The organism is Ensifer sp., from assembly GCF_031989085.1.
GTDB lineage: Bacteria > Pseudomonadota > Alphaproteobacteria > Rhizobiales > Rhizobiaceae > Ensifer.
The window spans coordinates 184429-209491 of the sequence record NZ_DALZXU010000002.1 but is presented as its reverse complement, the minus strand read 5'-3'; the positions used below and the strand labels follow the sequence as shown (position 1 = coordinate 209491).

Sequence of the window (25063 nt, the reverse complement as noted above, 5' to 3'; positions counted from 1 at the left end):
GGCCCGCTGACGGCGTAGCCAGGTCATCGGTCGGCGGCCCCGCCGCCATGTGGCAGGGCGACCAGGCGTGTTCGCATCGAGACACGGGAGAAGAGAACGGTAATTGCGGCCACTCAAACGCAGGGTCCTGACTGGTTGGTCCATGTCGCTTGTTGCGGAGCGCGTTTCCTTCGAGACCCTCTAGGCCTTCCCCGCCCGGATCATGGAGAAGTAGTCGTCGCCCCCGACCTGACCGCCCTTGAGCGCGATCTCAAGACCATCTGCCGGCCCGCCATGGGCGATGCACAGTGGAGAGCCGGGCGTTTGCGGCAGCGGCATTTTGAGCGTGAGGGCGGAAATGCCCATCTCGCCGAGCGCGTGGCTGGAGGTATCGCCGCCCGCCACAACCGCGCGGCCAAGCCCGGCGCGCGAAACGAGTTCCGACTGGATCTGGCCAAGCGCCCGGCCGAGCCGATGGCGTGCGCCGTCGGACGAATCGAGTTCGCCGCCGCGATCGGCCGACGGGCCCATTGCCGTGTAGAGAACAACGCTCTTGCCGCCTTCAAGCATAGCCAGACCGGCCTCCACCGCCGTTTCGATCGCCGCCGTGCGGCCATCGCCCGATAGCGCGAGCGGGTCGAGCGTGACGCCGCCAAAGCCATCAGCCAGCGCATGGCGAATTTGTCGCTCGGTCGTGGGTGAGACGCTGCCCGAGACGACAGCGATGCGATCGACCGGCCCGACGTCCGCGAAGGCGGGTTTGCTTGCGACGAGCCCCTCGTGACGCCAGGCCGGAATCAGGGCGTATTCGACGCCGGAGGAACCGCACACGAAAGGGCTCCGGCGCCGGAGGCTTCTCCAAAGCAGCCTGCCCGCAGCAGCCTGCGTCGCCTCGTTCACGACGTCGAGGAGCAGCACATCGGCTTCCTCCGTCTCACCCCCCTCGACGATCGAGACGATGTCGACCAAGGCGGAGGAAAGTTTCGTCTGCCGCGCGAGATGCAGCAGCAGGTTGGCCTCATCCATTGGCGTGACCGGATGGCGCGACATCACCGGGTGGCGATCGATGCGGTAGTTGCACCCTTGATAGGCGGCGAAGAGTTCGCCGAAGGCCGTGTAACGGCGGATCTGCGGCGCTCCGACGATGAGCGGCACCGTCTCCTTGCCGAAGACGTCACGGCCGATCTCGATCGCCCGGCCGATGCTTCCGACATGTGGAGCGGAATCGAAGGTCGAGCAGACCTTGTAATGGCAGAGCTCGGCATCGAGCGTCTTCAGCCACGTGAAGGCGTCTTTCAGATGCCTGTCCATCCATTCCGGCGTCTCGCTGCGGCTTGTGCCGGCAAGGCCAAAGGCGCGCGCGCCACGAAAGCGCGAAAGCAGGTCTTCGCTGGGCGTTTTCAGAAACAGGACCGTCTCGACCCCGTTCGAGGCCAGCGCCTCCATGACATCGGTCGAGCCGGTGAAGTCGTCGCCATAGTAGCTGATCAGGGGGCGCGACGTCATCTAGGCCGCCTTGCCATCGGCAAATTTCGCAATCGATTGCGCCAGTTCCGGATGGTCTTTGGCGTAGGTATCGAGCGGCACACCGGCAACCGCTGCCTCCCAGGCCTGCTTCACCGCCCTCACACCGGCGCCCGGACCGCCCGGATGGCTGACGATGCCGCCTCCGCACAGATAAAGCAGATCGGTGGAACCGCCTGTGGCTTTGATCGTATCGGGCGCCTGCCCTCCCCATTGGCCGGAGCCGATCACCGGCAGTGCCACGTCTTTCTCTGAAAACATCGGCGTGCTCACGGCATTGTAGGAGCGCACGAAGCTTTCATCCGGCTCCCAGTATTTCACTCTGATGCCGTTGATCTGAAACTGGTCGACGCCGAGCAGGCGCCAGAACTGCTGCCAGACGGAGAATTCCAGCCCAAGGCCGGCATGGCGGGTCAGGATATCCCAGCCGTTGCGGTGTGCGTGCAGCACCAGGCCGGAGCGCTTGCGCAGGAAGGCGAGCCCACCGAAGCCGATCGAATTGATGTTAACGACGGCGCAATTGCCGCCGGCCCGCAGCACGAGGTCGTGATTGCGCATCATCTCGTCAGGATCGGCGTGGCTGATGCCGAAAGCATACATCACCTTCTTGCCGGTCTTCTGCTCGTGATCGAGGATCAGCGGCATGATCGCGGCCACCCGGTCTTTCAGCGGCGAATAGGCCGGGCTCATCAGCTTCTCGTCATCCTTGATGAAGTCGACGCCCGCCTCGATCAGATCACCGACCATCTCAGCGGTTTCATGCGGCCTCAACCCCAGCGCCGGCTTGACGATCGTGCCGATAATGGGCCGATGCTTCACACTAGTCAGCGCAAAGCTGCCACCGACGCCGAATTGCGGGCCCGGATGCGCCGCCTGGAATTCCCCGGGCAGCTTCATCCCGACGATGCGAATGCCGGTCATGCCCTTGATCGAATAGACGCCGCCGATCGCGATCGTCATCAAGGCTGCAAGGTCGGTGCCGACCGCATCCATCGGAAAATCGATATCGACATCGGCGCGATTGAACTTCGTGTTGCCACCGGCCTCATCGGGAAAAGAGGCACGATCGGTCGACGGCAAGAGACGGATCGCGACGACGCGCGCGGCAACCCGCGCCTTGAGTTCCTCGGTCTCGCCGGGCAGCGCAACGAAGGTGCCCGTCGACTGGTCGCTGGCAATCTTCGTCGCCATCGCCTCCACGGAGCCGGGCGTCTCTATCCGGTAGGTCAGGCGGATCACGTCATTATCCCTTCAACGTCGCAACAGGCTTGTTTCGGCACATCAACTGGTATAATGAGTATTTATGTTATTGCAAGCCATCTCGGCAAGACTGTTGCGAGGATGGAACTTGATGCATATTCAAACCTGTCCAAATCAGGTGACTCAATGAACGCCATTTCCGAACCGATCGTCCGCAAAAAACTCTCCGATGAAGTCTTCGCTCGGTTGAAGCAGATGATCGAAACCGGCGAACTGAAGGCGGGCGATGAAATGCCCTCCGAACGTGAACTCATGGAGCGCTACGGCGTCGGCCGCCCTGCCATCCGCGAAGCAATGCAGGCGCTCGCGGGCAAGGGCCTCGTCGAGATCTCGCAAGGCGAGCGCGCCAAGGTGCTGCGCATCACCGCCGAATCCATCATTCGTCAAGTCGACCTTCCGGCAAAGCTGATGCTGTCGGGTTCGTCGGATTCTCTTGAGCACCTGAAGAGCGCGCGCATCTTCTTCGAGCGCGGCATGGTTCGCGAAGCGGCCGCCAAGGCGAGCGCCGCACATATCGCCGAGCTTCGCGCCCTCCTCGACAAGCAGAAGCAGAGCCTCGGCGATGCCGACGCATTCATCGACGCGGACATGGAGTTTCACCACTGCATCGCCGGAATTTCCGGTAACCCGATCTTCGTGGCCGTCAGCGGCGCGATGCTGGGATGGCTGAAATCCTATCATACCGAAATGCTCATCTGGACGGGGCGAGAGAATTTCACCCTCTCGGAACACGAGGAAATCATCCGCGCCATCGAGAGCCGTGACGCCGATTTCGCCGAGCAGGCCATGGTCAAGCACCTCGAACGCTCCCGCGCGCTCTACGCCCTCAAGAGCCAGAAGTAGCGCTCAGAGCACGATCTCGACACAGCCGTAGGGCGGCAGCGCAAGTCTCTGCTTTGCGGGAATTTCCTCTTCAGTCACGATATCGAATACGCGCGAAGGTTTCATCGGCAAAACAACGTGTTGCGAGGACGATTTGATGTTGGCTAGCAGCAGGTGCTCGCCCGATGCCAGGCCGACAACCGCATCCGGGCGCGACGTCTCGACCACATGGAGGGGGCGCCGCGAGAGCGCTCCGAGCCGTGCAAGAACTTTGGCCAGGGGTCGAAGCTCGCCACTCGCCATCGGCTCTCCTGCCCCGGCCGAAAGCCCGAACGGGCCGGAAAGCGTCGAAAGCGTCAGCACCTCAAGTCCTGCCGGAGCGACAGTCGCCGCATAGGCCAAAGCAAAGGCGGCGCCAAACTGGCCATTGTGCCGTGGGTCGCGATCGGCCATCGGGATCCGAGAGCCTCCAGGGTTTTGCTTCGTCGCGCTGCCGTAAGGGTTCTGGCGCATGGCAATCGTCGAGGGACCGATGCGATAGGGCTTGTCGCCGTAGATAGCCCTGACCGTGTCGACCACATGGCGCAGCGCCTCGAAGGTCTGCATGACCGAGCGATCGTCGGCCGCATGGACGATCGGGCAGGTCGCGTGGCTGACATAGTCGATCAGATCCGCCGGCACCCGCTTGCGATTGAGTTCGGTAAAGTAGCTCATCATGCCGCCGCCAAGGCGAATGCCGGGAAAGGCCTCGCGCGCCGCCGCGTAGACATCGGCGAGCTCAGGGCATGGCGGCCACGCACTTCCGGGCGGCGTTGACTGCCGGTCGACGGACGGACAGACGAACAGCGTGTCGAGCCGCAACCCTGCTTGCTGGACGAGCGCCGCATACGCGCCCATTTCCTCGGCGAGGGGGCGCACGCACGGCACGGCCAGTTCCAGCGTCACCTTGAGCCCGGACCGTGCCGCGATCGCAGCATATCCCTCGAGCGCATCGATGCCATGTCCGGCGCCCGGATCGAAGTGGGCGAGCAGATGCTCGGCGCCGACTGTCTGCAGTAGCGGCAGCGAGGCCAGTTCTTCCCCAAGGCATTCCGGCCGCAAACCGATGCCGATTGCGGGCAGCCGATGCGCCGTGGGCACCAATCTCACGGCGATCGCATCCAAATCGGCGACCGCGGGCGCGGCATCCTTCTCCGCGCGGATCTGCACGGAGATCTGCTGGGTGAAGGCGGTGCCCTTGGTCACAAGATAGGGCCAGGGCAGAGCCAACGGCCGGACATAGGTCTTGTAGGATGCGTCCGTCCAGTTGCGCTGATCTTCCATTTCGAAGACATCGCCCTGAAATTCCGTCGTCGCCACGATGCCGCGCGCCACGTGATGGGTGATTGCGGCGATGTCCTTGAAAGGCTGCCAGGGCTCGATCTCTTTCGGCCACCGCGCGTGCTCGACGCGACCGTCGCCATGCCTGACGTCGACAGGTTCTCCTGCCACCCCGACGATGGGATGCAGGACCACGAAGCCGGCGCGCGCGGTCTCGAAATCCGCGTCGCTGATACAGTCGGCAGAAAAGGTCACGCTGTCAGATGTGCCGGAAATCGCGGCCTTGCAGTCGAGATTTGCGCCCGATGGTGCCGTAAAGCGAGCGTGATAACGCAGCGTGAAGCAGCCGTCCTGTTCGGCGATCGCGAGATCCGTGATCAAGGCTGTGCACGTGCCCCAATCCCTGTCGCGAACGAGGAAGGAAATGCCGCGCAGCACTTCGTGCCCCCGGAAGCGCAAGCCGGCGAGATTGCCGTTCTGCAGCTCCACGCGGAGATCACCGGCGACCAGCGTGCGGGTTTCCGGCTCGCGCTCGGCGGTGCCACAAAGACGCAGCATCTCCCGGCTCATGCCAACAGCTCGCCGACGTCAAGCGTTTCGCCGCGCTTGGCACTCAGATAGGCGGCCTCGACCAGAGCGAAGGTCTTCAGATTGTCCCGGCCCGACGTATCCGGTTGCTGCCCGGAGGCGAGGCGCTCGACCCAATGCTTCTGGATCAGCGCGACGCTTTCCTGGATATTGTGCCAGGGTCGCGAAGCCCAGGGCAGCAGGTTCGGTGCAACGACACTCTCCCTTGTTCCATCAGCGGAATGGACACTCAGCCTGTAATCCTTGCCAAGGCGCAAGGTCCCCTCGCTGCCGTCGATTTCCACGAAGGTTTCCGGAAACGGCTCTTCGGGCAGTTTCGTCGCGTAGCTGACGTCGACGATGGAGGTTATGCCGCTGTCGTGATCGAGCAGCATCGTCGCAACATCCTCGCCGACAATCGCCTTGTTGATGCGCGCCGTGCGGGCGGTCATCCGGCTCACATCGCCGAAAAGGAACCGAGCGATATCAAGCGAATGGATGCCGAGATCCTCGATGATGAAACGCTTTCCTTTGGCAAGATAAGGCTGGCCGGAAAAGACGTCGAAGCCGGAGCGAAACGAGATGCGGCCCCAGAACGGTACGCCGATCGCCCCGCTTTCAAGCACTGCCTTCACCGCGAGGATGGGCGTCTGCCAGCGAAAATTCTCGTGGATCATCAGGGCGATGCCGGCCTCGTCGGCCGCCTTGACCATGGCCTTGGCATCCTCGAGCGTCGGCGCGAACGGCTTCTGGCAGATCGCGGGGATCTTGTGGAAAGCGGCAAGTTCAACCAATGCCCGGTGACTGCCTACGGTGGTCGCGATGTCGACGAAATCGAAACCGCCATCGGCAAACATCGCTTCCGCCGACGTGTAGCGTCGCGAGATATCGAACTGATCGCCGACAACCCGCAGCCGTTCCGGATCACGATCGCAGACCGCCACGATCTCGACGTTGGTCAGGTCGTGCCAGCCGTGCATCTGATTGACCGCGAAGAAGCCGCAGCCGATGAGCGCGCCCTTTATGCTGCCCATATGCTCAGCCCGCCTTTGCCATCTGCATGAGGGTGACGCGCTGCTGCAGGCGACGCTGCGCCTGATCGACAACCACGGCGACGATGATCACCAGTCCCTTGATCACCATCTGCCAGAATGAACTGACACCCATCATCACCAATCCGTCCGAGAGAATCCCGATCACGAAGGCGCCGATGATCGTGCCGCCGATTGTCCCGCGCCCGCCAGACATCGATGTACCACCAAGAACGGCGGCCGCAATGGCGTTGAGTTCGAGATTGGTGCCGGTTGCCGGATGTGAGGCCATGAGTTCAGACGATATGACCAGCCCGACGATCGCCGCGCAGAAGCCGGAGAACATGTAGACAAACATCTTGACCCGGTTGACGCGGATACCCGACATGCGCGCGGCGCGCTCATTGCCGCCAACCGCAAAGATGTGCCGGCCGAGCGGCACGAAGCGGGCAAAATATCCGGCGCCAAGCGCGACAACGACCAGGATCCAGACGGAGACCGGCAAGCCGAAGATCGTGCCGGAGCCGAGATAGCTGAAGCCCTGGTTGCCGAGATCCTCGCGCCCCGTGAGATTGGGCAATGTCTGGCCGTCCGAATAAAGGAGCGCCATGCCGCGCGCCACATAGAGCGTGCCCAGTGTCGCAATGAACGGTGCGACGTTCAACCGGGTGATCAGCAGGCCGTTGATGGCGCCGATCAGGATGCCGACGATGGCAACGATGATCGCCACTTCGATGACGTTGAAGTACATGGTGTAGCCGAGCGGCATAACCACGCCGTACATGATCAGCCCGCCAGCGATCATGCCGCAAAGGCCGACGATCGAGCCGACGGAGAGATCGATCCCACCGGTAATGATGACGAAGGTCATGCCGATCGCCAGGAACGCATTCTGCGTCGCGTGCTTGGTCATGAGGATCATGTTGCCGGTCGAAAGAAAGTTCGGTGCGGCGATCGAGAAGAAGATGATCACCGCGAAAAGCGCGATGAACGTCCTCAGCTTCATGAGCGTGAGAAGCGCCGAGCCGCTGGAAAAGCTGTCGGCGGCGGCAGTTTGCGTTGCTGTCGTCATCACGCATGCATCCTTTTGGTTTTATGCCCCTCGGCAGAGGCCGAAACGATCATCTCATCGGTCGCGTGCCTGCGATCGACCACGGTGACCAGCCGACCGTTGCTCATGACCGCGATACGGTCGGAAAGGGCCATGACCTCCTCGAGGTCGGAGGTGGAAAACAGAATGGCGAGCCCCTCGCCCGCCAGGCGCCGCATGGTCAGGAAGACATCGGCCTTTGCGCCGACGTCGATGCCGCGGCTAGGCTCATCCATCAGCAGGATCTTCGGCCCGGTCATCAGCGCCTTGCCGATCACCACCTTCTGCTGGTTGCCGCCCGACATGGACGTCACGTCGAATTCGGGGTTCCTGGCCTTGATCGAAAGATTGCGGATGGCCTCCTTGATCGCCTTGGCTTCGCGGGCGACGTCGATGTGGAAGCCGGCCCTCAGGAACTGCCCGAGGCTCGCCATCGTCAGGTTGTCCGCGATCGACATGGTTTGCACCAGCCCCTCGCGCTGGCGGTCTTCGGGAATGAGCGCCAGTCCGTTGCGAATACGCCGCGTCGTATCGCGGTCCTTCAGTTCATGCCCGTCGATATAGATGCTGCCCGTTGCATGTTCGTGGCAGCCCATGATGCACTCGAAGAGCTCCGAACGCCCGGCACCCATCAGGCCGTAGATGCCGAGTATTTCGCCCTTGCGCACGCCGATCGAAACATGGTCGACGGCAAAGCCGCCCTGCGCGCGGGGCAGACAGATGTCCTCGGCGCGGAAGATCTCCTCCCCCGGCTCATGATCGACCTGCTTGGCGAAATCCTTGGCATCGGAGCCGATCATCGAGCGCACGATCCAGCGTGTGTCGATGTCCTTGACCATGGCATGCCCGGTGATCTGGCCATCCTTCAGGACGGTGATGTAGTCGCCGATGCGCATCAGCTCTTCCAGCCGGTGCGAGATGTAGACGATGGCGACACCGCGTGCCTTGAGATCGGAGATGACGCGAAAGAGAATATCGACCTCGGCGGCACTCAGCGCCGACGTGGGCTCGTCCATGATCAGGATGCGTGTGTCGAGCGACACCGCGCGCGCGATCTCGACCAGCTGCTGCTGCCCGATCGGCAGGTCCTCGGCGAGCGTCTCCGCCGAGATCCCCGCTTCCAGGCGGTTAAGGAACTCATTGGCCTTCTCGACCTGTGCCCGATGATCGATGCCGCGAAGACCGCGCGTCATCTCTCGCGTGGCAAAAATGTTCTCGGCGACGGAGAGATTGCCGAAGAGGTTCAGCTCCTGGAAGACAATGCCGATACCGTGGCTGACGGCGTCGGCAGGACTGCCGAGTTGAATGCGCTCACCGTCGAGCCAGATTTCGCCGAGCGTCGGCCTTTCCACGCCGGCGATGATGCGCATCATCGTCGACTTGCCGGCGCCATTTTCGCCGACCAGCACGTTCACCGCGCCGCGCCGGAGTTTCAGATCCGCGTTCTTGAGCGCCACGATGCCGGAATAGGCCTTGGTGATGTCCTTCAGTTCAAGGATGACGTCGCCGTCGTCGATGCCGCTCATGGTCAGCCTCCAACGGTGATGGTGGCCGGCACAAACTGCGGCAACTGGCCCTTGGCAGGCAATGGATAGGCGCCGGTTGCCTTGACCTTCTTGCCCGTCAGGCCGTCGCGCGGCAACTTCTCAAGCAGGGTGCCGTTCACATGGGTGTTGAACGACTTTCCGTACTGGGCCCATTCGATCTGGTTCTTGAATTCGTTGAAATTGACGAAGTCGAGGCTGTCGCGCAGCGCCGTGCCGCGTATGGCCGGACCGATGGAGACACGCGCATCCGCCTTGCCGTCGCCGTCGACATCGACGTCGACATAGCCGGCGCGCGACTTCGTTTCCTCAGCCACGATCACGCCGTCGATCTTGGCGGCAAACGTCCAGGGCGCATTGCCCTGCTTTTCCTTGTGGCCGTATTTTTCCGCCGCCGCATCAAGGTTGCTCGCGGTCAACGCCGTGACCTCCTGGAGCGCCCCGGCCCGACCATCAAGATAGGGCACTACCTTGGCATCCCAGATGTCTGCGACCAGTTTGTCGGGATTGAAAGCACCGGCAGCCGCCTGCTTCTGCTCATCCTCTGTTTTGACGAGCTTGCAGCCGCCAAGCGCAAGAGCGCCGGCAAGCATGAGCGTACATGCAGCCTGAACCTTAAGCATTCCCGTTCTCCGTGATGACTATAGCTCGCAAGGCGGGGATCGCCCGCCTTGCGCTATCGCGGGAAGTTTATTCGGAGAGCGCGAACGTCTCGAGCTTGTCTGCATTGGCTGCCGTGATCAGCACGCAGTCCATCAGCTGCTTTTCTTCGGCCGGCGCCTTGCCGGTCGTGATGTACTCATGCGCCTGGGTGACGGCGAGCTGGGCCTGGGCGTAAGCCGGCTGCATGACGGTCGCCTTGATGCCACCTGCATTGATCGAGTCGCGCACGTCGTTGGAGCCGTCGAAGCCGACGACGATGACATCCTTGCGGCCGGCGGCCTGAAGCGCTGCGATGGCGCCCATGGCCATCGTGTCGTTGCCGGCGATCACGCCCTGGATGTCCGGATTGGCCTGAAGGATGGTCTCCATCTTGGAGTAACCTTCGGTCTGGCTCCAGTTGGCAGACTGCTGGGCAACCATCTTCATCTCGGGGTATTCGTCGATGACGTCGTGATAGCCCTTGGAGCGAATGCCGGCGTTGAGGTCGGCTTCACGACCGAGCAGCTCGACGTAATTGCCCTTCTCGCCCATCAGCTTCACGAACTCTTCAGCGCCAAGCTGCGCACCCTGATAATTGTTCGAGACGATCTGCGAGACGGCAATGCCGGTCGCGTTGATTTCGCGGTCGATCAGGAACGAGGGAACGCCCGCGTCCTTGGCCTTCTTGACGGCGGCAATCGAAGCTTCCGAGCCGGCATTATCGAGAATGATCGCCTTGGCGCCACGGCCGATGGCGGTATCGATCAGCTGCGACTGCTTGTTGGCATCGTCGTCATGGACCAGCACCAGCGTCTCGTATCCGAGTTCCTTGGCCTTGGCTTCCGCGCCGACCGCTTCCGCCTTGAAGAACGGATTGTCATGGCTTGGCGTGATGATGGCGATGAGATCGGCAGCAAAAGCCGGCATTGCGGCCGTTGCCGCAAGGACGGCGGCGAAGCCGACGGTAATCAGTCTACGGGTAACTCTCATATTCTCCTCCCAGTTAGGCACAGGACTTCCTCGGCCACCCCTCCATTGAAAGTGGCCTCCGGTGCGATCGCTTCATTCGGGCGCCGCGTGACGCCCCAAGGTGGCGGACGACGTCCGCCGCATGTCAGGTGATGCGTTGAATGCTTGCCGCGATTTCCGCGGGCTCAAAGACGCGCCGCCAATCCTCCCGCATCAGCACCGGCTTGCCGAACTCGATCGCCTTGTTGCAGGCATCGGAGAAGACCCCCGGCGTTTCCTCAAAAATCACGGCACCAAGCACGTTCATGTGGCCGAGCAGGAAGTCGCGTGCCGCCTCCTTCGGAACCCCGCGGCGCACGCACTCGTCCATGGCCTCGCGCATGACGACGAGCAGCGAGGCGCAGACCGTTTCCGAAAGCCCTGGCTCGAGCAGCGCCATCTGCTCGACGGTCACCCGGTGCGACCGCATGACGGGCGCCCAGATTACCTTGGCGATCTCCTCGCCGAGGCCATAGGCGCTCTCGGGGCCCTGCATCAGGGCGGAGACGATGTGCTGCTTTGCAGCGATGCCGCCAAAAAAATCGCGCTTGGCGGATGGATCCGTTTCATCATTGAAAATAGGTGGATGGCAGGGGTGGGTGACAAAATAGGTGAGGTCAGCGCGTTGCGGCAAATGGCCGGCAAAAGGCGCTGCGGCATCAAGCGCGACGACCATCGTGCCCGGCTCCAGCATATCGACGATACCGCTGGCGACCTTGCCGATCGCCGTATCCGGAACAGCCAGGATCACGACGTCAGCTCCGCGAAGCCCTGCCTCGGCCGAAACGCAGGTGATGCCGAGATCATTGGCGAGCCGGGCTTTACCGCCATCGCTGACCTCTACGTGACGGACATCGAACCGCGACCCCAGAAGGTTCTTGGCAAGCCGATAGCCCATTTTCCCACCGGCACCAAACAACGCGATCGATGTCATCGAAGATCTCCCTAAATGCCGTAACGCAGCCCGCTCGAGGCGAGCCGACTTTCCACACCGGCTAACCGGTGTCGGGATATATTCCCCAACTGGTATAACATGTCAATAACTATGTGTTGCTATATGTAGCGCGGTTGTCGACGGATCGACACGACCTTTCTGTCCATCAGGACAAGGATCAGCGCAGTTAAAGAATGCGAGTGGACGGATGACATCAGGGGGCAAGTGTCGTTCGCAGCGGTGAGGCGCACAGTGCATCGATGCCCGAAATCGCCGTTTGGAGGCGGCCGAAAACCCGTACCGGTGGAACAGTTCGCTCCGAGATCGGTTTAGTCATCAGTTCAAATGAGAGGAGCAATGACGATGGACCACACAAACCACGTTCGCCTGGCGACCGCAGATCTCACGCCTTCAATCCTTGAGGGGGCTACAGTCTATGGCGCGGACGACCACAAGGTCGGAAAAGTCGACCATGTTCATGGTGCAGGCTCAGGCAGCACCGTGATCATCGACGTCGGCGGCTTCCTTGGCATTGGCGCCAAACCCGTGGCGGTGCCGCTCGGCGAGCTCGACTTCATGCGCGACGAAGATGGCGAGGTCCACGCAGTGACGGCATGGACCAAGGAACAGTTGAAGGCGATGCCCGAGCATCACCATTGAACGAAACCGCCCGGCGCGATGCGCCGGGCGTTTCTCTTGTTAATTGCGGGATCCAGCTGACGCTCTAGGAGATAGCCTGCACGGACTTAATCCGGTCAATGCCGCCGACGACAGGTGCGAATTCGTCCCAGACGCCATGGGCGCCTTTTTGCCACGCGTCCAACGCTTCCGGCTTCAGCACCTTCCCACCGTTCTGAACGGCCAGTTCAACCGACTTGGCTTCGTCCTCAACGATCAGTTGATTGAAATAGGCAGCGCCTTCCGCCGATGCCTGCGCAAACACCGCCTTCTGCTCCTCGTTCAGACGCTTCCAGAAATCGGACGAGTAATAGACGACGCCGGATGCCCAGATATGGCCGGTTTCAGTCAGGTAAGGCACCACTTCATAGAGCTTGAAACCCGCATAGGCCGACTTGGTCAGATCCATCGCATCGGCGACACCGGTTGCAAGGGCGTTGTAGGTCTCGGTGATCGGAATGCCGATCGGCGTCGTGCCAAATGCACTCCAAAGCTTGGTGTGAAGCGGGCTCTGGATCACCCGGATGCGCTTTCCTTGAAGTTGTTCTGGCTTGGTGACCGGTTCCTTGGTCAACAGGTGGCGAGCGCCGTAGTTGATGAAATCGGCGACGACGAAGTTCTGCGACAGCAGCTTCTGCTTGAGATCGGCGCCGATCTCGCCCTCGACGGTCTTGCGTACATGGTCGGCATCGCGGAACAGAAACGGCAGGTCCAGCAATTGCAGTTCCGGCGCCCACCCCGACAGTGAAGACACGGTCGAAAGGCTGGCCTGGACAGAGCCGAGACGCACGCCTTCGGCCACTTCCTTCTCGCCGCCGAGCGCGCCGCTCTTGACGATGTTGAAGCGGAATTGCCCGGGCAGCCGGGCTTCGACAAGCTCGCTGATTTTCAACCAGATCTTCGTCTCCGGCTTGTCGTCGCCGAAAAGCGAGGCGATCGTGATCGGCGTGGTCCGGGCGTGTGCCGGACGCAGGATCGCGGGCAAGGAGAGCGTTGCTCCGGCAAGAGCGGTCGTCTTTAGGAAGGCACGTCGGTTGAAAGCGTTCATGACGAAGATCCTGTTGGTTAGAATGGAATGGCCCAGGCGCAAAGGATCGCGAGGGAAACGAGAAGGGCGAGCAGATAGGGAACAACCGCCCGGAACAGCGCCGGGGCTGGTAACTTGGTGACGCCGCTGACCACGAAGATCAGCATGCCGAGCGGCGGCGTTAGCCCGTGGATCATCAGATTGACGACGATGATGACGCCGAAGTGGATCGGATCGATTCCGGCCGCGACAGCCGCCGGCAGGAGAATGGGCCCGAAGAGCAGGATCGCCGCGCCGATATCGAGCACCAGGCCGACGACCAGAAGAATGACGTTGGACAGCAGGAGGACCGCGAGCGCGCTGCCCCCGAGCAGCATCGTCAGGTCCGATACCAGGCCCGCGACGTCATCGACCGCAAGCAGGAATGCGAAGGGGCCGGCGGTTCCGATCAGGAGCCCGATCGCCGCGGCCTCGGTCGCGGCTTGCCGGAACGTCGCATAGAACGACCGGACACCGAGGCGCGCGGCAAACCCGAGAAAGAGCGTGTAAAGGGCTGCGAGTGCTGCAGCTTCCGTCGTGGTGACGATGCCGAAGCGAATGCCGAGGACGACGATGATCCCCAAGCCGAAGGCCGGTATGGCTTGTCTCGCCGATTGCCAGCGCTGGGCACCGCTAGCACGCGCTTGCGGCACCTGTTCGCGCACTGTCACGTGGATCGCAACAGCCAGGCAGATCGCCATCAGGCCGCCGGCGAAGAAACCGCCGACGAGCAGCGAGCCGACCGAGAGATTGGTCGCAGTCGCCAGAATAAGGAACGCGATCGACGGTGGGATGACATTGTCAAGCACAGAGGTCGAGGCGATGATGGCCGCTGCCTGCGCCGGCGGATAGCCGTGCTTGACGAGTTCTGGCTGAAAGGTCGAGGCGCCGAAAGCGGCGTTGGCCACGGACGAACCCGAAGCGCCGGAGAAAAGCACGCTCGTCAGAAGCGTGGTCTGGGCAAGGCCTGCCCGGCGATGGCCGACGATGGAGGCTGCAAACCGCACGAGCTGGTTGGCGACGCCAGATGCGGTCAGCAAGCCGCCGGCAAGCAGGAAGAAAGGTATCGCCAGAAGCAGAAACTTCGAGATCCCCGTTACCGTGGACGAGACGATCGCCGGTTCCGGGAGGCTGCTGCCGAAGGCGATCGCGACGTAGGCCGCTGCAAGGAACGCATGCGGAAGCGGCGCGGCAAGCACCAGGCCGAGGGCTGCGACAAGACCGAGAACGATGCTTGGCGGCCAGTCAAGCTCGACCATGACATGGGGAACCGCCGCATAGAGCGCAGCACCGATCGCCAGGGAAAGCAGGCCGTGCAGCGTTCTGCCTTCGCTAACGCGCTGAAGCATCAACACCAGCAGGACCAGCAAGCCGCCGACGCCCAGGAAGCCGAAGCGATACCATTCCGGCACGCCGAGCGTCGGCGAGACGCCGCCGAGCATGGCCATGATCTCATGGCCGCCGAAAGCCAGCACCAGCGCGGTGACGACCGTGAAGGCATCGGCTCCGACCTGCGTTGCCGGATAGAGCCGCGACGGCAGCATTCTGGCAAAGACGTCGAGCCGCATGGCGAGCGCGCTGTTGAGGCTCAAGGGCGCGCCGAGTGCGATCAGTGCGACATGCAGCCAGATGCCGAGATCCTCTGCGCCGACGAAGCCGGTGTTGAAGAAATAGCGCATGCAGACGCTCGTCAGCACGACGGCCAGCAGGACCGCAAGCACGGTGGCGGACGCGACGCCGAGGCTCGCCTCCAGCGCTTTAAGGAGCCGTTGCGCACCGAGGCGCACGATGGAGGCCGGTTCGGTCGTTTGGATTTCGGTGATGGCCACGCAAACGTTCCCTTATGACGAGAGGCTCACGCGCTCTTTACGGTGGAGAGGTCACGGTCGAACAGGGTGGACCATGTGAAGTTGCGAGCCGGAGCGATGTCGCGCTGAACGTCGAGGCGCGGCAGGACTTTCTCGCCGAAGCGATAGGCTTCCTCGAGCAGCGGCATGCCCGAGAGAATGAACGTCTCGACACCTTCCCGCTGATAGGCTTCGAGGGTGCGAAGGACAGTATCGGGCGAGCCGACGACCGCCGTGCCAGGCCCCGGCCGCACCAGCCCGATGCCGGCCCAGAGATTGGGAGCGACTTCAAGATCACGCAGATTGGAAGGCTTGAGGCCGCCGTGCATCGCCGTCATGCGCTGTTGACCGACGGAATCGCTCCTGGCGACAAAGCGTTGATTGGCGGCGATCGCGGCATCGTCCATGCGCGAATAGAGGTCGGCCGCCGCCGCCCAGGCTTGTTCGTCGGTGTCACGCACGATGACATAGAGGCGGATGCCGTATTTCAGCTCCCGCTCGTAGTGGGCAGCACGGACCTTCACCGCCTCGATCTTGCCGCCGATCTGTTCCGGCGTTTCACCCCAGGACAGATAGGTGTCGACATGTTTCGCCGCGACATCGATCGCCTTGTCCGAGGAACCACCGAACCAGAGCGGCGGCGGCGCAATGGTTTCGCTGACGGGAAGGGCCAGCTTGGCGCCTTCGGTCGAGAAATACTTGCCCTTGTGCGTGACGCTTTCACCGGCAAACAGCCGATGCCAGAGCTGGAGATATTCGTCCGCCATGTCGTAGCGCTCGTCATGCGGCAACATCATGCCGTAGGCGCCGAGCATCTTGGCGTCGCCAGACACGACGTTGATCAACAGGCGATCGCGGGAAAATTCCTGGAAGGTGGCGGCCATCTTGGCAAGCAGTGTCGGAGCGACAAGCCCCGGATGGATCGCGACCAGGAAGCGAAGCCGCTCGGTGTGCGAAAGCAGCGCGCTTGCCAGCACCCAGACGTCGTGAGCTCCTGTCGCAAACAGAGCACCGGTATAGCCGAGGTGATCGTAGGCCTGCGCCAGTTGCTTGTAATAGCCGTAATCGACCTTGCGGGAGCCCTCCGGTTGCCAGGGGTAAGCGCCATCAGGCGCACACATATACCAGAATACGTTCACGTTGAGGTCCTCAGTATGCTGTCTTCTGCGGCTTGCCGACCGCAATGGAATGAAGGAAATGGCCGTGGCGGTGGAGCGTGTCTGCTTCCTCCTGCTGTTCGGCGAGAACGGCCGCATCGATCGGGCCGACGGTAAAATCGCGCGAGCGCACGACCCGCTCCCAAATATCGACATCCGTCCCGGTGCGGTCGTCTGCAGCAAGCAGGCGCGCGGCTGCCTTCGGATCGGCGCCGACCTCCTGGCCGATCCTGTTGAGTTCGCCCGCGATGGCTGCCAATTCGCCGGCCGACAGCCCCGTTCGCTGCAGGGTCCAGAACAGCGAACGGTTCGGGATTGCCGCCCCGCAGCTCAGAAGCAGGCGCAGATCGCTGCGCTCGATCGCCTTTTCGAGGCGCGGCGACATCGCCACCCAGGCATCTACACGGCCCTCCAGCAACTCCGTCAGCGAATCCCGGGTGCCGCTTTCGACACGCTCGACGTCGCAGAGGGAGAGACCCTGCCCCTCGAGGCTGCGCGCCAGCAGATAGGTATGAAACGACCCGTCGATCAACGAGATCCTTCGCCCGACAAGATCGGCGACCGCCGATATGTCGCTCTCGGCGCGCACGAAGATCGCGCCGTTCGCAGGCCGCGGAGCCGAAGCGGCTATGTATTCGACACCAAGGCCACGGGCATCCGCCTCAAGCGGCGGCGTGGAGCCGGTGCCGCCGAAGTCGATATCGCCCCGATGGATCAGCGCGCCGGTATCCCTGCCCTCGCCATAGGGAACGAAAATCGGATCGAGTTCGGCAAATGCGCCGGGCCAAAGCTGTGCCAATCGCAAATGCAGGTTGTTGGGGTGAACGCCAATCCTCATGACCATTCCAATCGCAGTCTTGCAGTGCCAATGCAGACAATCTACTTTTTTATGAAATGAATGCGAGAAAGACCGTGCCTTCACCCACGATGACGCGGGATATTTAATCTATAAATTCTACAGATAATAAAATGTTTTGTCGCATAAGCGTTTACCGGCTGCAGGCGCATTGAAATCCGGGGACAGTCACTTTACTTTTTTATGAAACGAAAGAGGCAATGATGACGAAACCGGCACCGACAAAGGTCTGCCGCAGCGTTGGCGAAGCCAGCGAACTGTTGAAACTGATCGCAAACGCCAATCGCCTCGCGATCGTCTGCTATCTGATGGAGGCGCCAGCATCGGTCTCGGCGCTGGAAATCGAGCTGGGCATTCGCCAGCCGACCCTGTCGCAACAGCTGGCAGAATTGCGCGAGGCTGGCATGATCGAGGGGCAGCGCGACGGCAAGGCAATCGTCTACAGGGTCACCGACCCGCGTGTCGAAACGGTGGTTCGTACCTTGCGCGAAATGTTTGCCGGACTCGACGATGTCACGGGCCGCTTCGGCATCACACGGCTGCCGGTCGACGAAGTGATGTTCGATTGATCGGCCGATGATCGACTTTTACACCTGGATCACGCCGAACGGGTTGAAGATTGCCATCGCCCTTGAGGAGTTCGACCTCGATTACCGTGCGCACGCGATCGACATCACAAGTGGCGCGCAATTCTCTGACGATTATCTCGCCATCAATCCCGGCGGCAAGATCCCGGCGATCATCGACCACGCGACCGGCATCACCCTTTCTGAGTCCGGCGCCATCCTGCTCTATCTCGCAGACAGGACCGGTCGGCTTTTGCCAGCGAGCGGCATTGCACGGCATCAGGCGATCGAGTGGTCGATCTGGCAGGCTGCCAGCTTCGCGCCGACGCTCGGCCATGCCCACAATTTCCTCACCTACAACCCGGGCATGGCGCCCTTTGCCGAAGACATCTTTCGGCGGGACACGCAACGGCTCTATGAAACGCTCGATGCCCGGCTTGAAGGCCGCGCTTATCTTGTCGACGACTATTCGATCGCCGACATCGCGACTTGGCCGTGGGTGTCACGCTTCGCGCGTCACAAGATCAACCTTTCCGATTATCCGAATGTAAAGTCCTGGTACCTGAGGATCGCGCTTCGGGCGGCCGTCAAGCGCGGATACGAAGTGCCGCATTTCACCGGGACCATCCCCCTGCCCTGACTGGGGTCCATGACAGGGAGACGCCTTTGGTAAGACAAGCGATGGCCACTCAGAAGGAGGCGGCCGCCGCGAAAGCGCGCTCAAGATCGGCCTTGAGGTCATCGACATCTTCAAGCCCGATATGAAGCCGTAGCAAGGGCCCTTCGCTCGGTGCTGCCAGAACCTTCCGGTCCGCGAGATCCACATGGAGCGCAAGGCTCGCAAACCCGCCCCAGGAGTAACCGAGCCCGAAGAGTGACAGTCCATCGAGGAAAGCCTGCGCCCTCGCCTTGAACTCATCCTGACGCGCAACGTTCAGCACAAAGGAAAAGACACCGCTTGCGCCTTTGAAATCCCGCTTCCAGATCGCGTGGCCGGGAAAGCTTGGAAGCGCGGGGTAGAGAACACGGGCGACATCGTCGCGCGTTTCCAGCCATTCGGCGATATCAAGCGCACTTTTCTGGTGGCGTTCGAGGCGCACGCCCATCGTGCGCAACCCGCGAAGCGTCTGGTAGGCATCGTCTGGCGCACCGCAGATGCCAAGCGCCCCGTTCATATGCCTGAGCCGTGGCCAATACTTCGCATTGGCCGATACCGTTCCGAGCAGAATGTCGGAATTGCCTGTCGGAAATTTGGTCGCCGCCTGGATCGAAACGTCGACGCCGAAGTCGAGTGGCCTGAAGAACAGCGGCGTCGCCCAGGCGTTGTCCATCGTCACAACTGCTGCGACACGGTGTGCGGCCGCGGTGATTGCAGGCACGTCCTGCATCTCATAGGTGTTGGAGCCCGGCGCCTCAAGGTGAACGAGCCTTGTGTTGGGTTTGAACAGGGTCTCAATCGCCGCACCGATAGCGGGATCGTAATACTCCACCTCGATGCCGAAGCGGGCCAGCATCGTATCGCAGAAATGGCGCACATTGCCGTAGACGGAATCAACGATCAGCGCGTGGTCGCCTGGCGACAGCAGCGCCAGAAAGGCGAGCGTCACCGCTGCCAGCCCCGACGGCACTAGAAGCGTTCCCGCCGCTCCCTCCAACTCGTTGATCGCCTCGCAAAGCGCATCCGTCGTCGGCGTGCCGCGCGTGCCATAGGTATATTTTTGATCATGCCCTTCCATCGCCTTGGCGTTGGGAAAGAGCACGGTGGAGGCACGCACCGTGGGCGGGTTGATGAACCCATGATAGTCGAACGGATTGTATCCCGCGCGCAGCAGCCTTGTATTGGTTCCCAGTTTTGCCGGGATGTCGTCGTTGTCGCTCATGAAATCCTGCACTTCAATGCCGGGGCGATCCCGGCTCTTCTCGATGGTACGCATACGAAAACCGGCGCCCACGGCGCCGGTCCCGCACACCATTGGTTACGTGTTCACGAACCGCTCCTGGGCAGGCCCGGCGGGTTGGTCTGGGCCCTTTCGATCGCTTCGGGACCGAGCTTCCAGGTTTCAAGGATCTTGCGATAGTCGCCGCTGGCGATCAGGTCGTTGACGACACCGGTCAGCGGCTCGGCAAGACCGCTGCCTTTGCGGGTGGTGACGGCGATCTCGGCGGAGATCGGCCAACCGCCGCTGACGGTGCCGACAAGCTTGGTCTTGCCGTTGATCGCAGCGGAGTAGGCTTGCGTCGCATTGACGCTGAACACCACATCTGCCCGGCCCGACTGCACCGCCAGATCCTTGACGGCATCATCATCGTAGTATTGCACTTCGATGGCCGACAGGCCGGCGGCAAGGTTTTGCCGATCCCATTCGAGCAGGATCTTTTCCTGATTGGTTCCGGCGTCGGTGATCACCTTCAGCCCGGCTATATCCTTTGGCGCCTTGATCGCCCGTATCTTGCTGTCGGCCTTGACGTAAAAGCCGAGTTCATCCTTGCGGTAGGTGGAGAAATCGAACTTCTCCTTGCGTTCCTCCGTCACGGTCACGTTGGAAATAACGGCATCGAACTTGCCGGATACCAATCCGAGCGGCCAGTCCGCCCACGCAACGGAAACCAGCTCCAGATCGCGCCCGAGACTGTCGGCGATCGCCTGCGCCAGATCGACATCATAGCCTATGACCGTTTTGCTGTCGGATGCGTAATCGTGCAGAGGAAGATGGCCGCTGGTGCTGATGCCGATCGTCAGCGCACCGTCGTTGACGAACTTGAAGTCCGCGGGCACCTCGGCGATCCGCTTGTCGTTCTTTTCGACGCGCAACCGGTTGGGCTGCTCCGGACTGAGGTCGAAGGCGTCGGTAGCCAACGATGCGCCGGCGGCAAACACCATGGCAGCCAACGCGCCCGCCGCCAGGACTTTTCTATTGCGAAGAATACCCATTCTGCCCATCCCTTCATCTCACGGGTTCAAGCCAAGCCTTCAATCCCTGCCTGCCCTTGGATATTTGTCTATTAATTTAGTAGACTAAAGGAATGTTTGGTTCTCATTTCGTCCCGGCGGGAAAAATCCGTTCGCCTCCAGCTGCAGGGCACGTGCGCCTTCGATGATTGGCGCTGTCGCGCCGAAAGCACGGTTCGCCCCTCATTTTAGACAGAGGGACGACCAGGCGAGCCTTGGCTGCGCCGCAGCAATCCCGCCGACGGGAAAAATGCGTTCAGGATGCCGCGACCGGAACGCTTGCCGCCACTCAACCAGCCGGGGTTCGTCACCCGAATTGGTGACTAGGGGTTGATTGCGACGTGGTTTAGATTCGCGAAGGGAACAGGGGACGGCCGTCGTGACGATCCGCATCGCGCATCTATCCGACCTGCATTTCGGCGAAAAATTCAACATCGCGCTTTGGCGCGCGGTCAAGGATGAGATCAAGCGATCCAAGCCGGAGCTGCTGATCGTCTCCGGTGATATGGTCGATCATCCCTCGCCCATCCAGTTGCTGGCCGCAAAGTGTGAGTTGCGGAGTTTTGCTGAGGGGATGAATGCCAGGTTGATTGTCGTGCCGGGAAACCACGACGTTAAATCGGGCGGCTGGTGGGGCCGGCGAAAGGACTGGTTCGAGCGGATTTTCTACAACGACGATACGAGCGAAGCAGAAGCAATTGCGATGCGGGATTTCGGAGAGCCGCTCGGGTTCACCGAGTTCTATAGAAACGATCCCAAACCCACTATCGGCCTTCTGGACGGCTTGAAACGCGATCTCGTTGGCGGATCATCGTTCGCGGCGCACCTGCCGGACGCCCCCAAAAAGCCGCTCGTCAATCAAACGGGTATGAACAAGGTTCTTGTCGCAACGCTGGATTCCAACTCGGTTGGAAAACGGATCAGCTTTGCCACCGGCCGGGTCGACGATCGCGAACTCGAGGCGCTTCAAGCCGAACTGAGAGCCATCACGGATCCCTATTTTCTTCGCATAGCGGTCATTCACCACCATGTGCTGCCGATCGCATTTGCCAAGGCGGGCCGGATACTCGGATCGGAGCCGCTTATGGTACTGCACAATGCAGGAACGGTCCTGAGCATCTTGAGCGAACACCGCTTCGACATCGTCTTGCACGGGCACCACCATGTCGCGCAGTTCGCGCGCCTCGACCTGTCTCCATCGGACGAGACCGGCCATACGATGGCGGTCGTTTCGGCAGGATGCGGAGCGCTCGAAACAGAGAACGATGCGGAAGGAAACTGTTTCAATCTCATCACGGTTGCCGCGAACGGGCAGATCGAAGTCGAGAGCTTCCGCTACGGTGGAGGAGCGACGCCGAACCGGCAGAAACGATACACGATCTACCGCGAGCCTCTGACGACCACCAAGCGCCGGGCGTCGATTCGGGCACGTGAGCGCCACTCGCTGCATTGCCGGACGAGAACCCAGCATTATCGCATTACCGAGACCGGTGACCTGGTCATCGAGTCGACATTGGAGGGGCTGACGACAAACGATCCAACCCAGTTTCATCACCGCACGCACAGCGTCAAAGTGGCAAGGGATGGCTGGTTTGTCGATGCGTTGTTCAAACCTGACCGAACCTTCAGCAGCCCCGGGGTAAAGATGACGATGTCCCCGGCGAGCGCGCCGACATCACGGGGCGAACACAGCCGAAATTTCATCGTCGATTTGCCAGACGACAGTTTGCGCAACGGCGGCATGAACTACCGGGTGCGCTATGCCTGCGCCAACAATTTCAACATGACGCGGTGGGAATGTATCGAGCGCAAGAGGCCGGAAAATGACGTTTGGGACAAGGAATACGTCGGTTTCCGCGTGCCCCATCCCATCGACGTGTTGGACATTCACCTCCAGCTCCCGGACTCGTTGCGCGATGTTCGACCCTACCTGCAATGCCTCGCGCCGGACAATTATCCCGCCTACGAACTGGACGCGAATGGCGACGCGAAATTCCAGTCAGACGTCAAACTCCACGTCGATACAGGCATGACGCTGCACGAGGCGAGCACACTGAGCTATCAGCTGGATACCGGGACGTGCACGTTTCGCATCGAAAAGCCGCTCGTCGGTTATCAGTACAGAGTTTTATGGGAGCCCCCCTCGACGCCGGAAAGCCTGACCATCCGCACCGAAGTCATTGACCAGCGCCACGCCATCCTGAATGCGCTGTCTGGGCGAACGTCCTGTGCATCGCGGTGGCCGGCACGGATCGCGCGATATTTCGAGCTTTTTGCCGAAGAAACGGAGCGGCTGCTCAGCCGGCGTGCAGACGGTGAGAACCGCAGTATCGAATTCTTCGTCTACGACAGCCAGGAGACAGGGCTACGCCCGTTCCTTGCTCGGCGCTCCTGGACCACGGAGCCGCTTGCCGGCGACTTTCTCGTTCCACTCGGACGCGGGATCGCGGGGGTAGCGTTCCGCCAGGGCCGCATTGTTCCCTGGGTCAAACAGAGGCGATCGCACCTTATCGAACCGATCCCCTACGCGCCGGCACCCGGCGAACATGTCTTTGAAATGCACAACATCCTGGCGATCCCCATCTGTCACCCAGCCTATGCGCGGACCGATCGGCCGCCGCCCTGGGCCTGCATCGGCGTCGCCTGTTTCGCATCGACGGCGGACGGCACCCGGGTGGCCAGGCTATTGGAGCCGATGGACAAGAAGCTGACGGAGCAGATCCTGATTGTCCGTGGCCTGGCCCACGCAGCCATCTACGCCATCATTAGGTCGCTCGAGTTTCCCGAAGAGGACGATGACAAGGGGACCGGCGGCGCATCGAACGGTGAGGAATGAAAATGGAACAAATCGATCTCGGCGACGATGCTGTGGTACTGGAGCCTCATGGACCCGGCGAATGGGTCGAGGCCGTCACGGACAAGGTCTTAGAGGCGCACCAGATCTCATCCGAGGCAGCGCTTCTCTATCGCGAATGGGCCAAGATGCTTGAGGCGATGCATTCACCGCCGAAGCCATCCGGATGATGCTTTGCGGGACTGCCGCCTGCAGCCTGCGCCAGCAGACGTTGTTATGCCCCCTGCCGCTCGTCGCAAAAAGTGTGGAAACGGCAGCGCTTCGTGTTGTTCTTGCGAAGGGTGGATGGAAAGCTTCCGATGAGAGCTGAAATCAATGAGTCGCGCGGTGGTGCCGTGCGAGGGAACCGTGCTGCCCGCGCCATATGACGGGCGGCGGCCCCTGCGACATGACGCACTCAGCGCGATCCAGCCCCACGCATTTGCATTGGAGACCCATAAATGAGCGCCGCAACCCTTCACCCGAGTGCCGGACGACCGAGCGGCATCTCATCGCAGATTGCCGCGATATCCATTTGCAGCCTGTCGGCGCTTGCCGCCATCTATTACGTCGCGCCGATGCCAGGTTTGCCGTGGAGCGAACCTGTCGTTGAGTTCGCGCCGCAGGCCGACCCTTCAAAAGGCATGATTGCCACAAGCCCTCCGACGTTCGAAATTGTCTACAGCGACGGGGATCGCGGACTGATGGTCTATGGCGGCTATGTCTATGTCGTGCGACTCGGTGACAGATTGCCGGACGGCAGTCGGGCGATCGGGTTCGAGAAGCGCGAAGGAAGTTGGTCCGCAATGACACTCTAGGGCGCGTTTCGACGGCCGTGTTTGTGGATGTTAATCAAGCATTAACCTTCACGCGAGCCGCCGGGACACGACCCCGCCAGGCGCCATTGCTTGAGATGGCGAACTGGCGCAACCCTTTCGTTAAGGACTTGTAAACCAGTGTTTGGGCGGTGAATGATGATGATGAACGAAAATTTGTACAATGGCGTGCCGGAAATCGAAACCGGCCCCGTTCCGCAGGAGACGGCTCCGATCGGGGAATACGCGGTACAGGGTATTCCGCTCGTCATCGAAGCCGTTCTGGGCCGTAGCCGGTTGACGGTGGCCCAATTGTCCAAGCTGCATAAGGACGACCACATCGATCTCGACGCCAATTTCGGCGATCCGGTCGACCTCAAGGTCAATGGCACGGTCATTGGGCGTGGCGAGATCGTTTTCAACGAATCCAAGACAGCTATCGGCGTCAAGATCGTCGAGATTTCGCACGGCCGCCGCCGGTAGCCGACGGCGCCCGGGTCGGTGCCAGGCTCACGGACTTTCCGACGCCTGCCGAACACCTCGCATCAGGCGATCACGCAATCTTGTGTCGCAA

General features: G+C 61.5%; 23 protein-coding genes. 8 read left to right on the top strand and 15 right to left on the bottom strand.

Features of this window, described 5'->3' with window-relative positions; translation table 11 throughout:
* Positions 1-180: 180 nt before the first annotated feature.
* Positions 181-1485: a four-carbon acid sugar kinase family protein gene (locus tag RTP54_RS13905; protein WP_312363503.1), complete on the bottom strand. Its 1305-nt coding sequence runs from the start codon at positions 1483-1485 to the stop codon at positions 181-183.
* Positions 1486-2742, bottom strand: a complete 1257-nt coding sequence (gene oiaX, locus RTP54_RS13900; protein WP_312363502.1) for a 3-oxo-isoapionate-4-phosphate decarboxylase OiaX — start codon at positions 2740-2742, stop codon at positions 1486-1488.
* Between the two features lie 147 nt (positions 2743-2889).
* Here oiaX and RTP54_RS13895 point away from each other — a divergent pair, with 147 nt between their 5' ends.
* Positions 2890-3606: a transcriptional regulator NanR gene (locus RTP54_RS13895; RefSeq protein ID WP_112811571.1), complete on the top strand. Its 717-nt coding sequence runs from the start codon at positions 2890-2892 to the stop codon at positions 3604-3606.
* 3 nt (positions 3607-3609) lie between these two features.
* On the opposite strand, the gene RTP54_RS13890 is transcribed toward RTP54_RS13895, so the two are convergent.
* From RTP54_RS13890 to RTP54_RS13860, 7 genes are all read right to left on the bottom strand, one after another.
* The gene (locus tag RTP54_RS13890) at positions 3610-5463 is read right to left on the bottom strand and encodes a hypothetical protein (protein WP_312363499.1); all 1854 of its coding nucleotides are present in this window, start codon (positions 5461-5463) and stop codon (positions 3610-3612) included.
* 8 nt (positions 5464-5471) lie between these two features.
* The gene (locus RTP54_RS13885; RefSeq protein ID WP_312363497.1) at positions 5472-6506 is read right to left on the bottom strand and encodes a Gfo/Idh/MocA family oxidoreductase; all 1035 of its coding nucleotides are present in this window, start codon (positions 6504-6506) and stop codon (positions 5472-5474) included.
* Between the two features lie 4 nt (positions 6507-6510).
* The gene (locus RTP54_RS13880) at positions 6511-7575 is read right to left on the bottom strand and encodes an ABC transporter permease (protein ID WP_112811574.1); all 1065 of its coding nucleotides are present in this window, start codon (positions 7573-7575) and stop codon (positions 6511-6513) included.
* Entirely contained in the window at positions 7575-9119 is a 1545-nt protein-coding gene (locus RTP54_RS13875) for a sugar ABC transporter ATP-binding protein (RefSeq protein WP_312363495.1), read from the bottom strand. Before RTP54_RS13875 ends, RTP54_RS13880 begins: the two co-directional genes overlap by 1 nt.
* Before the next feature lie 2 nt (positions 9120-9121).
* A complete protein-coding gene (locus RTP54_RS13870) occupies positions 9122-9760 on the bottom strand; it encodes a DUF2291 family protein (RefSeq protein WP_312363493.1) in 639 nt (212 codons plus the stop codon).
* Positions 9761-9827: 67 nt separating this feature from the next.
* A complete protein-coding gene (locus RTP54_RS13865) occupies positions 9828-10769 on the bottom strand; it encodes a D-ribose ABC transporter substrate-binding protein (protein WP_112811577.1) in 942 nt (313 codons plus the stop codon).
* A 124-nt stretch (positions 10770-10893) separates the two neighbouring features.
* Positions 10894-11721, bottom strand: coding sequence for a phosphogluconate dehydrogenase C-terminal domain-containing protein (locus tag RTP54_RS13860; protein WP_112811578.1), 828 nt, complete (start codon positions 11719-11721; stop codon positions 10894-10896).
* Between the two features lie 363 nt (positions 11722-12084).
* On the opposite strand from RTP54_RS13860, the gene RTP54_RS13855 reads away from it, so the two are divergent.
* A complete protein-coding gene (locus tag RTP54_RS13855) occupies positions 12085-12381 on the top strand; it encodes a PRC-barrel domain-containing protein (RefSeq protein ID WP_112811651.1) in 297 nt (98 codons plus the stop codon).
* A 64-nt stretch (positions 12382-12445) separates the two neighbouring features.
* On the opposite strand, the gene dctP is transcribed toward RTP54_RS13855, so the two are convergent.
* Genes dctP through RTP54_RS13835 form a run of 4 tightly spaced genes read right to left on the bottom strand, consistent with a single transcriptional unit; the run spans position 12446 to position 17307 of the window.
* Positions 12446-13447 (bottom strand): TRAP transporter substrate-binding protein DctP, encoded by a 1002-nt coding sequence (gene dctP / locus RTP54_RS13850; protein ID WP_312363490.1) that lies wholly within the window; start codon positions 13445-13447, stop codon positions 12446-12448.
* Between the two features lie 17 nt (positions 13448-13464).
* A complete protein-coding gene (locus RTP54_RS13845) occupies positions 13465-15294 on the bottom strand; it encodes a TRAP transporter large permease subunit (RefSeq protein ID WP_409517132.1) in 1830 nt (609 codons plus the stop codon).
* Between the two features lie 26 nt (positions 15295-15320).
* Complete coding sequence (locus RTP54_RS13840) at positions 15321-16451, bottom strand: LLM class flavin-dependent oxidoreductase (RefSeq protein ID WP_312363488.1); 1131 nt, start codon at positions 16449-16451, stop codon at positions 15321-15323.
* A 10-nt stretch (positions 16452-16461) separates the two neighbouring features.
* Positions 16462-17307 carry an ABC transporter substrate-binding protein gene (locus tag RTP54_RS13835; protein ID WP_312363486.1) on the bottom strand — a complete coding sequence of 282 codons (846 nt, stop codon included), beginning with the start codon at positions 17305-17307 and terminating at the stop codon, positions 16462-16464.
* Positions 17308-17528: 221 nt separating this feature from the next.
* Here RTP54_RS13835 and RTP54_RS13830 point away from each other — a divergent pair, with 221 nt between their 5' ends.
* Both RTP54_RS13830 and RTP54_RS13825 read left to right on the top strand, forming a co-directional pair.
* Positions 17529-17894, top strand: a complete 366-nt coding sequence (locus RTP54_RS13830) for a metalloregulator ArsR/SmtB family transcription factor (RefSeq protein WP_312364397.1) — start codon at positions 17529-17531, stop codon at positions 17892-17894.
* A 7-nt stretch (positions 17895-17901) separates the two neighbouring features.
* The gene (locus RTP54_RS13825; RefSeq protein WP_312363484.1) at positions 17902-18531 is read left to right on the top strand and encodes a glutathione S-transferase N-terminal domain-containing protein; all 630 of its coding nucleotides are present in this window, start codon (positions 17902-17904) and stop codon (positions 18529-18531) included.
* Positions 18532-18580: 49 nt separating this feature from the next.
* Here the strand turns inward: RTP54_RS13825 and RTP54_RS13820 are convergent, their stop codons facing one another.
* Together RTP54_RS13820 and RTP54_RS13815 are read right to left on the bottom strand one after the other, a co-directional pair.
* Positions 18581-19771, bottom strand: coding sequence for a cystathionine beta-lyase (locus tag RTP54_RS13820; RefSeq protein WP_312364395.1), 1191 nt, complete (start codon positions 19769-19771; stop codon positions 18581-18583).
* A 104-nt stretch (positions 19772-19875) separates the two neighbouring features.
* The gene (locus RTP54_RS13815) at positions 19876-20823 is read right to left on the bottom strand and encodes an ABC transporter substrate-binding protein (protein ID WP_409517131.1); all 948 of its coding nucleotides are present in this window, start codon (positions 20821-20823) and stop codon (positions 19876-19878) included.
* A gap of 397 nt (positions 20824-21220) precedes the next feature.
* On the opposite strand from RTP54_RS13815, the gene RTP54_RS13810 reads away from it, so the two are divergent.
* From RTP54_RS13810 to RTP54_RS13795, 4 genes are all read left to right on the top strand, one after another.
* Entirely contained in the window at positions 21221-23677 is a 2457-nt protein-coding gene (locus RTP54_RS13810; RefSeq protein WP_312363482.1) for a metallophosphoesterase, read from the top strand.
* Positions 23678-23679: 2 nt separating this feature from the next.
* Entirely contained in the window at positions 23680-23865 is a 186-nt protein-coding gene (locus tag RTP54_RS13805) for a hypothetical protein (RefSeq protein WP_112833447.1), read from the top strand.
* A gap of 270 nt (positions 23866-24135) precedes the next feature.
* The gene (locus tag RTP54_RS13800) at positions 24136-24492 is read left to right on the top strand and encodes a hypothetical protein (RefSeq protein WP_312363481.1); all 357 of its coding nucleotides are present in this window, start codon (positions 24136-24138) and stop codon (positions 24490-24492) included.
* A 162-nt stretch (positions 24493-24654) separates the two neighbouring features.
* Complete coding sequence (locus tag RTP54_RS13795) at positions 24655-24972, top strand: FliM/FliN family flagellar motor switch protein (protein WP_162703700.1); 318 nt, start codon at positions 24655-24657, stop codon at positions 24970-24972.
* Positions 24973-25063: the final 91 nt, after the last annotated feature.

What these genes read in the sequence shown, in the direction of transcription:
- RTP54_RS13905 (WP_312363503.1), bottom strand. Translation starts at nt 1,485, where the DNA reads ATGACGTCGCGCCCCCTGATCAGCTACTATGGCGACGACTTCACCGGC.
- RTP54_RS13795 (WP_162703700.1), top strand. Translation starts at nt 24,655, where the DNA reads ATGAACGAAAATTTGTACAATGGCGTGCCGGAAATCGAAACCGGCCCC.
- RTP54_RS13830 (WP_312364397.1), top strand. Translation starts at nt 17,529, where the DNA reads ATGACGAAACCGGCACCGACAAAGGTCTGCCGCAGCGTTGGCGAAGCC.
- RTP54_RS13800 (WP_312363481.1), top strand. Translation starts at nt 24,136, where the DNA reads ATGAGCGCCGCAACCCTTCACCCGAGTGCCGGACGACCGAGCGGCATC.
- RTP54_RS13870 (WP_312363493.1), bottom strand. Translation starts at nt 9,760, where the DNA reads ATGCTTAAGGTTCAGGCTGCATGTACGCTCATGCTTGCCGGCGCTCTT.
- RTP54_RS13805 (WP_112833447.1), top strand. Translation starts at nt 23,680, where the DNA reads ATGGAACAAATCGATCTCGGCGACGATGCTGTGGTACTGGAGCCTCAT.
- RTP54_RS13865 (WP_112811577.1), bottom strand. Translation starts at nt 10,769, where the DNA reads ATGAGAGTTACCCGTAGACTGATTACCGTCGGCTTCGCCGCCGTCCTT.
- RTP54_RS13875 (WP_312363495.1), bottom strand. Translation starts at nt 9,119, where the DNA reads ATGAGCGGCATCGACGACGGCGACGTCATCCTTGAACTGAAGGACATC.
- RTP54_RS13815 (WP_409517131.1), bottom strand. Translation starts at nt 20,823, where the DNA reads ATGGGTATTCTTCGCAATAGAAAAGTCCTGGCGGCGGGCGCGTTGGCT.
- RTP54_RS13835 (WP_312363486.1), bottom strand. Translation starts at nt 17,307, where the DNA reads ATGAGGATTGGCGTTCACCCCAACAACCTGCATTTGCGATTGGCACAG.
- RTP54_RS13880 (WP_112811574.1), bottom strand. Translation starts at nt 7,575, where the DNA reads ATGACGACAGCAACGCAAACTGCCGCCGCCGACAGCTTTTCCAGCGGC.
- dctP (WP_312363490.1), bottom strand. Translation starts at nt 13,447, where the DNA reads ATGAACGCTTTCAACCGACGTGCCTTCCTAAAGACGACCGCTCTTGCC.
- RTP54_RS13895 (WP_112811571.1), top strand. Translation starts at nt 2,890, where the DNA reads ATGAACGCCATTTCCGAACCGATCGTCCGCAAAAAACTCTCCGATGAA.
- RTP54_RS13890 (WP_312363499.1), bottom strand. Translation starts at nt 5,463, where the DNA reads ATGCTGCGTCTTTGTGGCACCGCCGAGCGCGAGCCGGAAACCCGCACG.
- RTP54_RS13820 (WP_312364395.1), bottom strand. Translation starts at nt 19,771, where the DNA reads ATGAGCGACAACGACGACATCCCGGCAAAACTGGGAACCAATACAAGG.
- RTP54_RS13825 (WP_312363484.1), top strand. Translation starts at nt 17,902, where the DNA reads ATGATCGACTTTTACACCTGGATCACGCCGAACGGGTTGAAGATTGCC.
- RTP54_RS13855 (WP_112811651.1), top strand. Translation starts at nt 12,085, where the DNA reads ATGGACCACACAAACCACGTTCGCCTGGCGACCGCAGATCTCACGCCT.
- RTP54_RS13885 (WP_312363497.1), bottom strand. Translation starts at nt 6,506, where the DNA reads ATGGGCAGCATAAAGGGCGCGCTCATCGGCTGCGGCTTCTTCGCGGTC.
- RTP54_RS13860 (WP_112811578.1), bottom strand. Translation starts at nt 11,721, where the DNA reads ATGACATCGATCGCGTTGTTTGGTGCCGGTGGGAAAATGGGCTATCGG.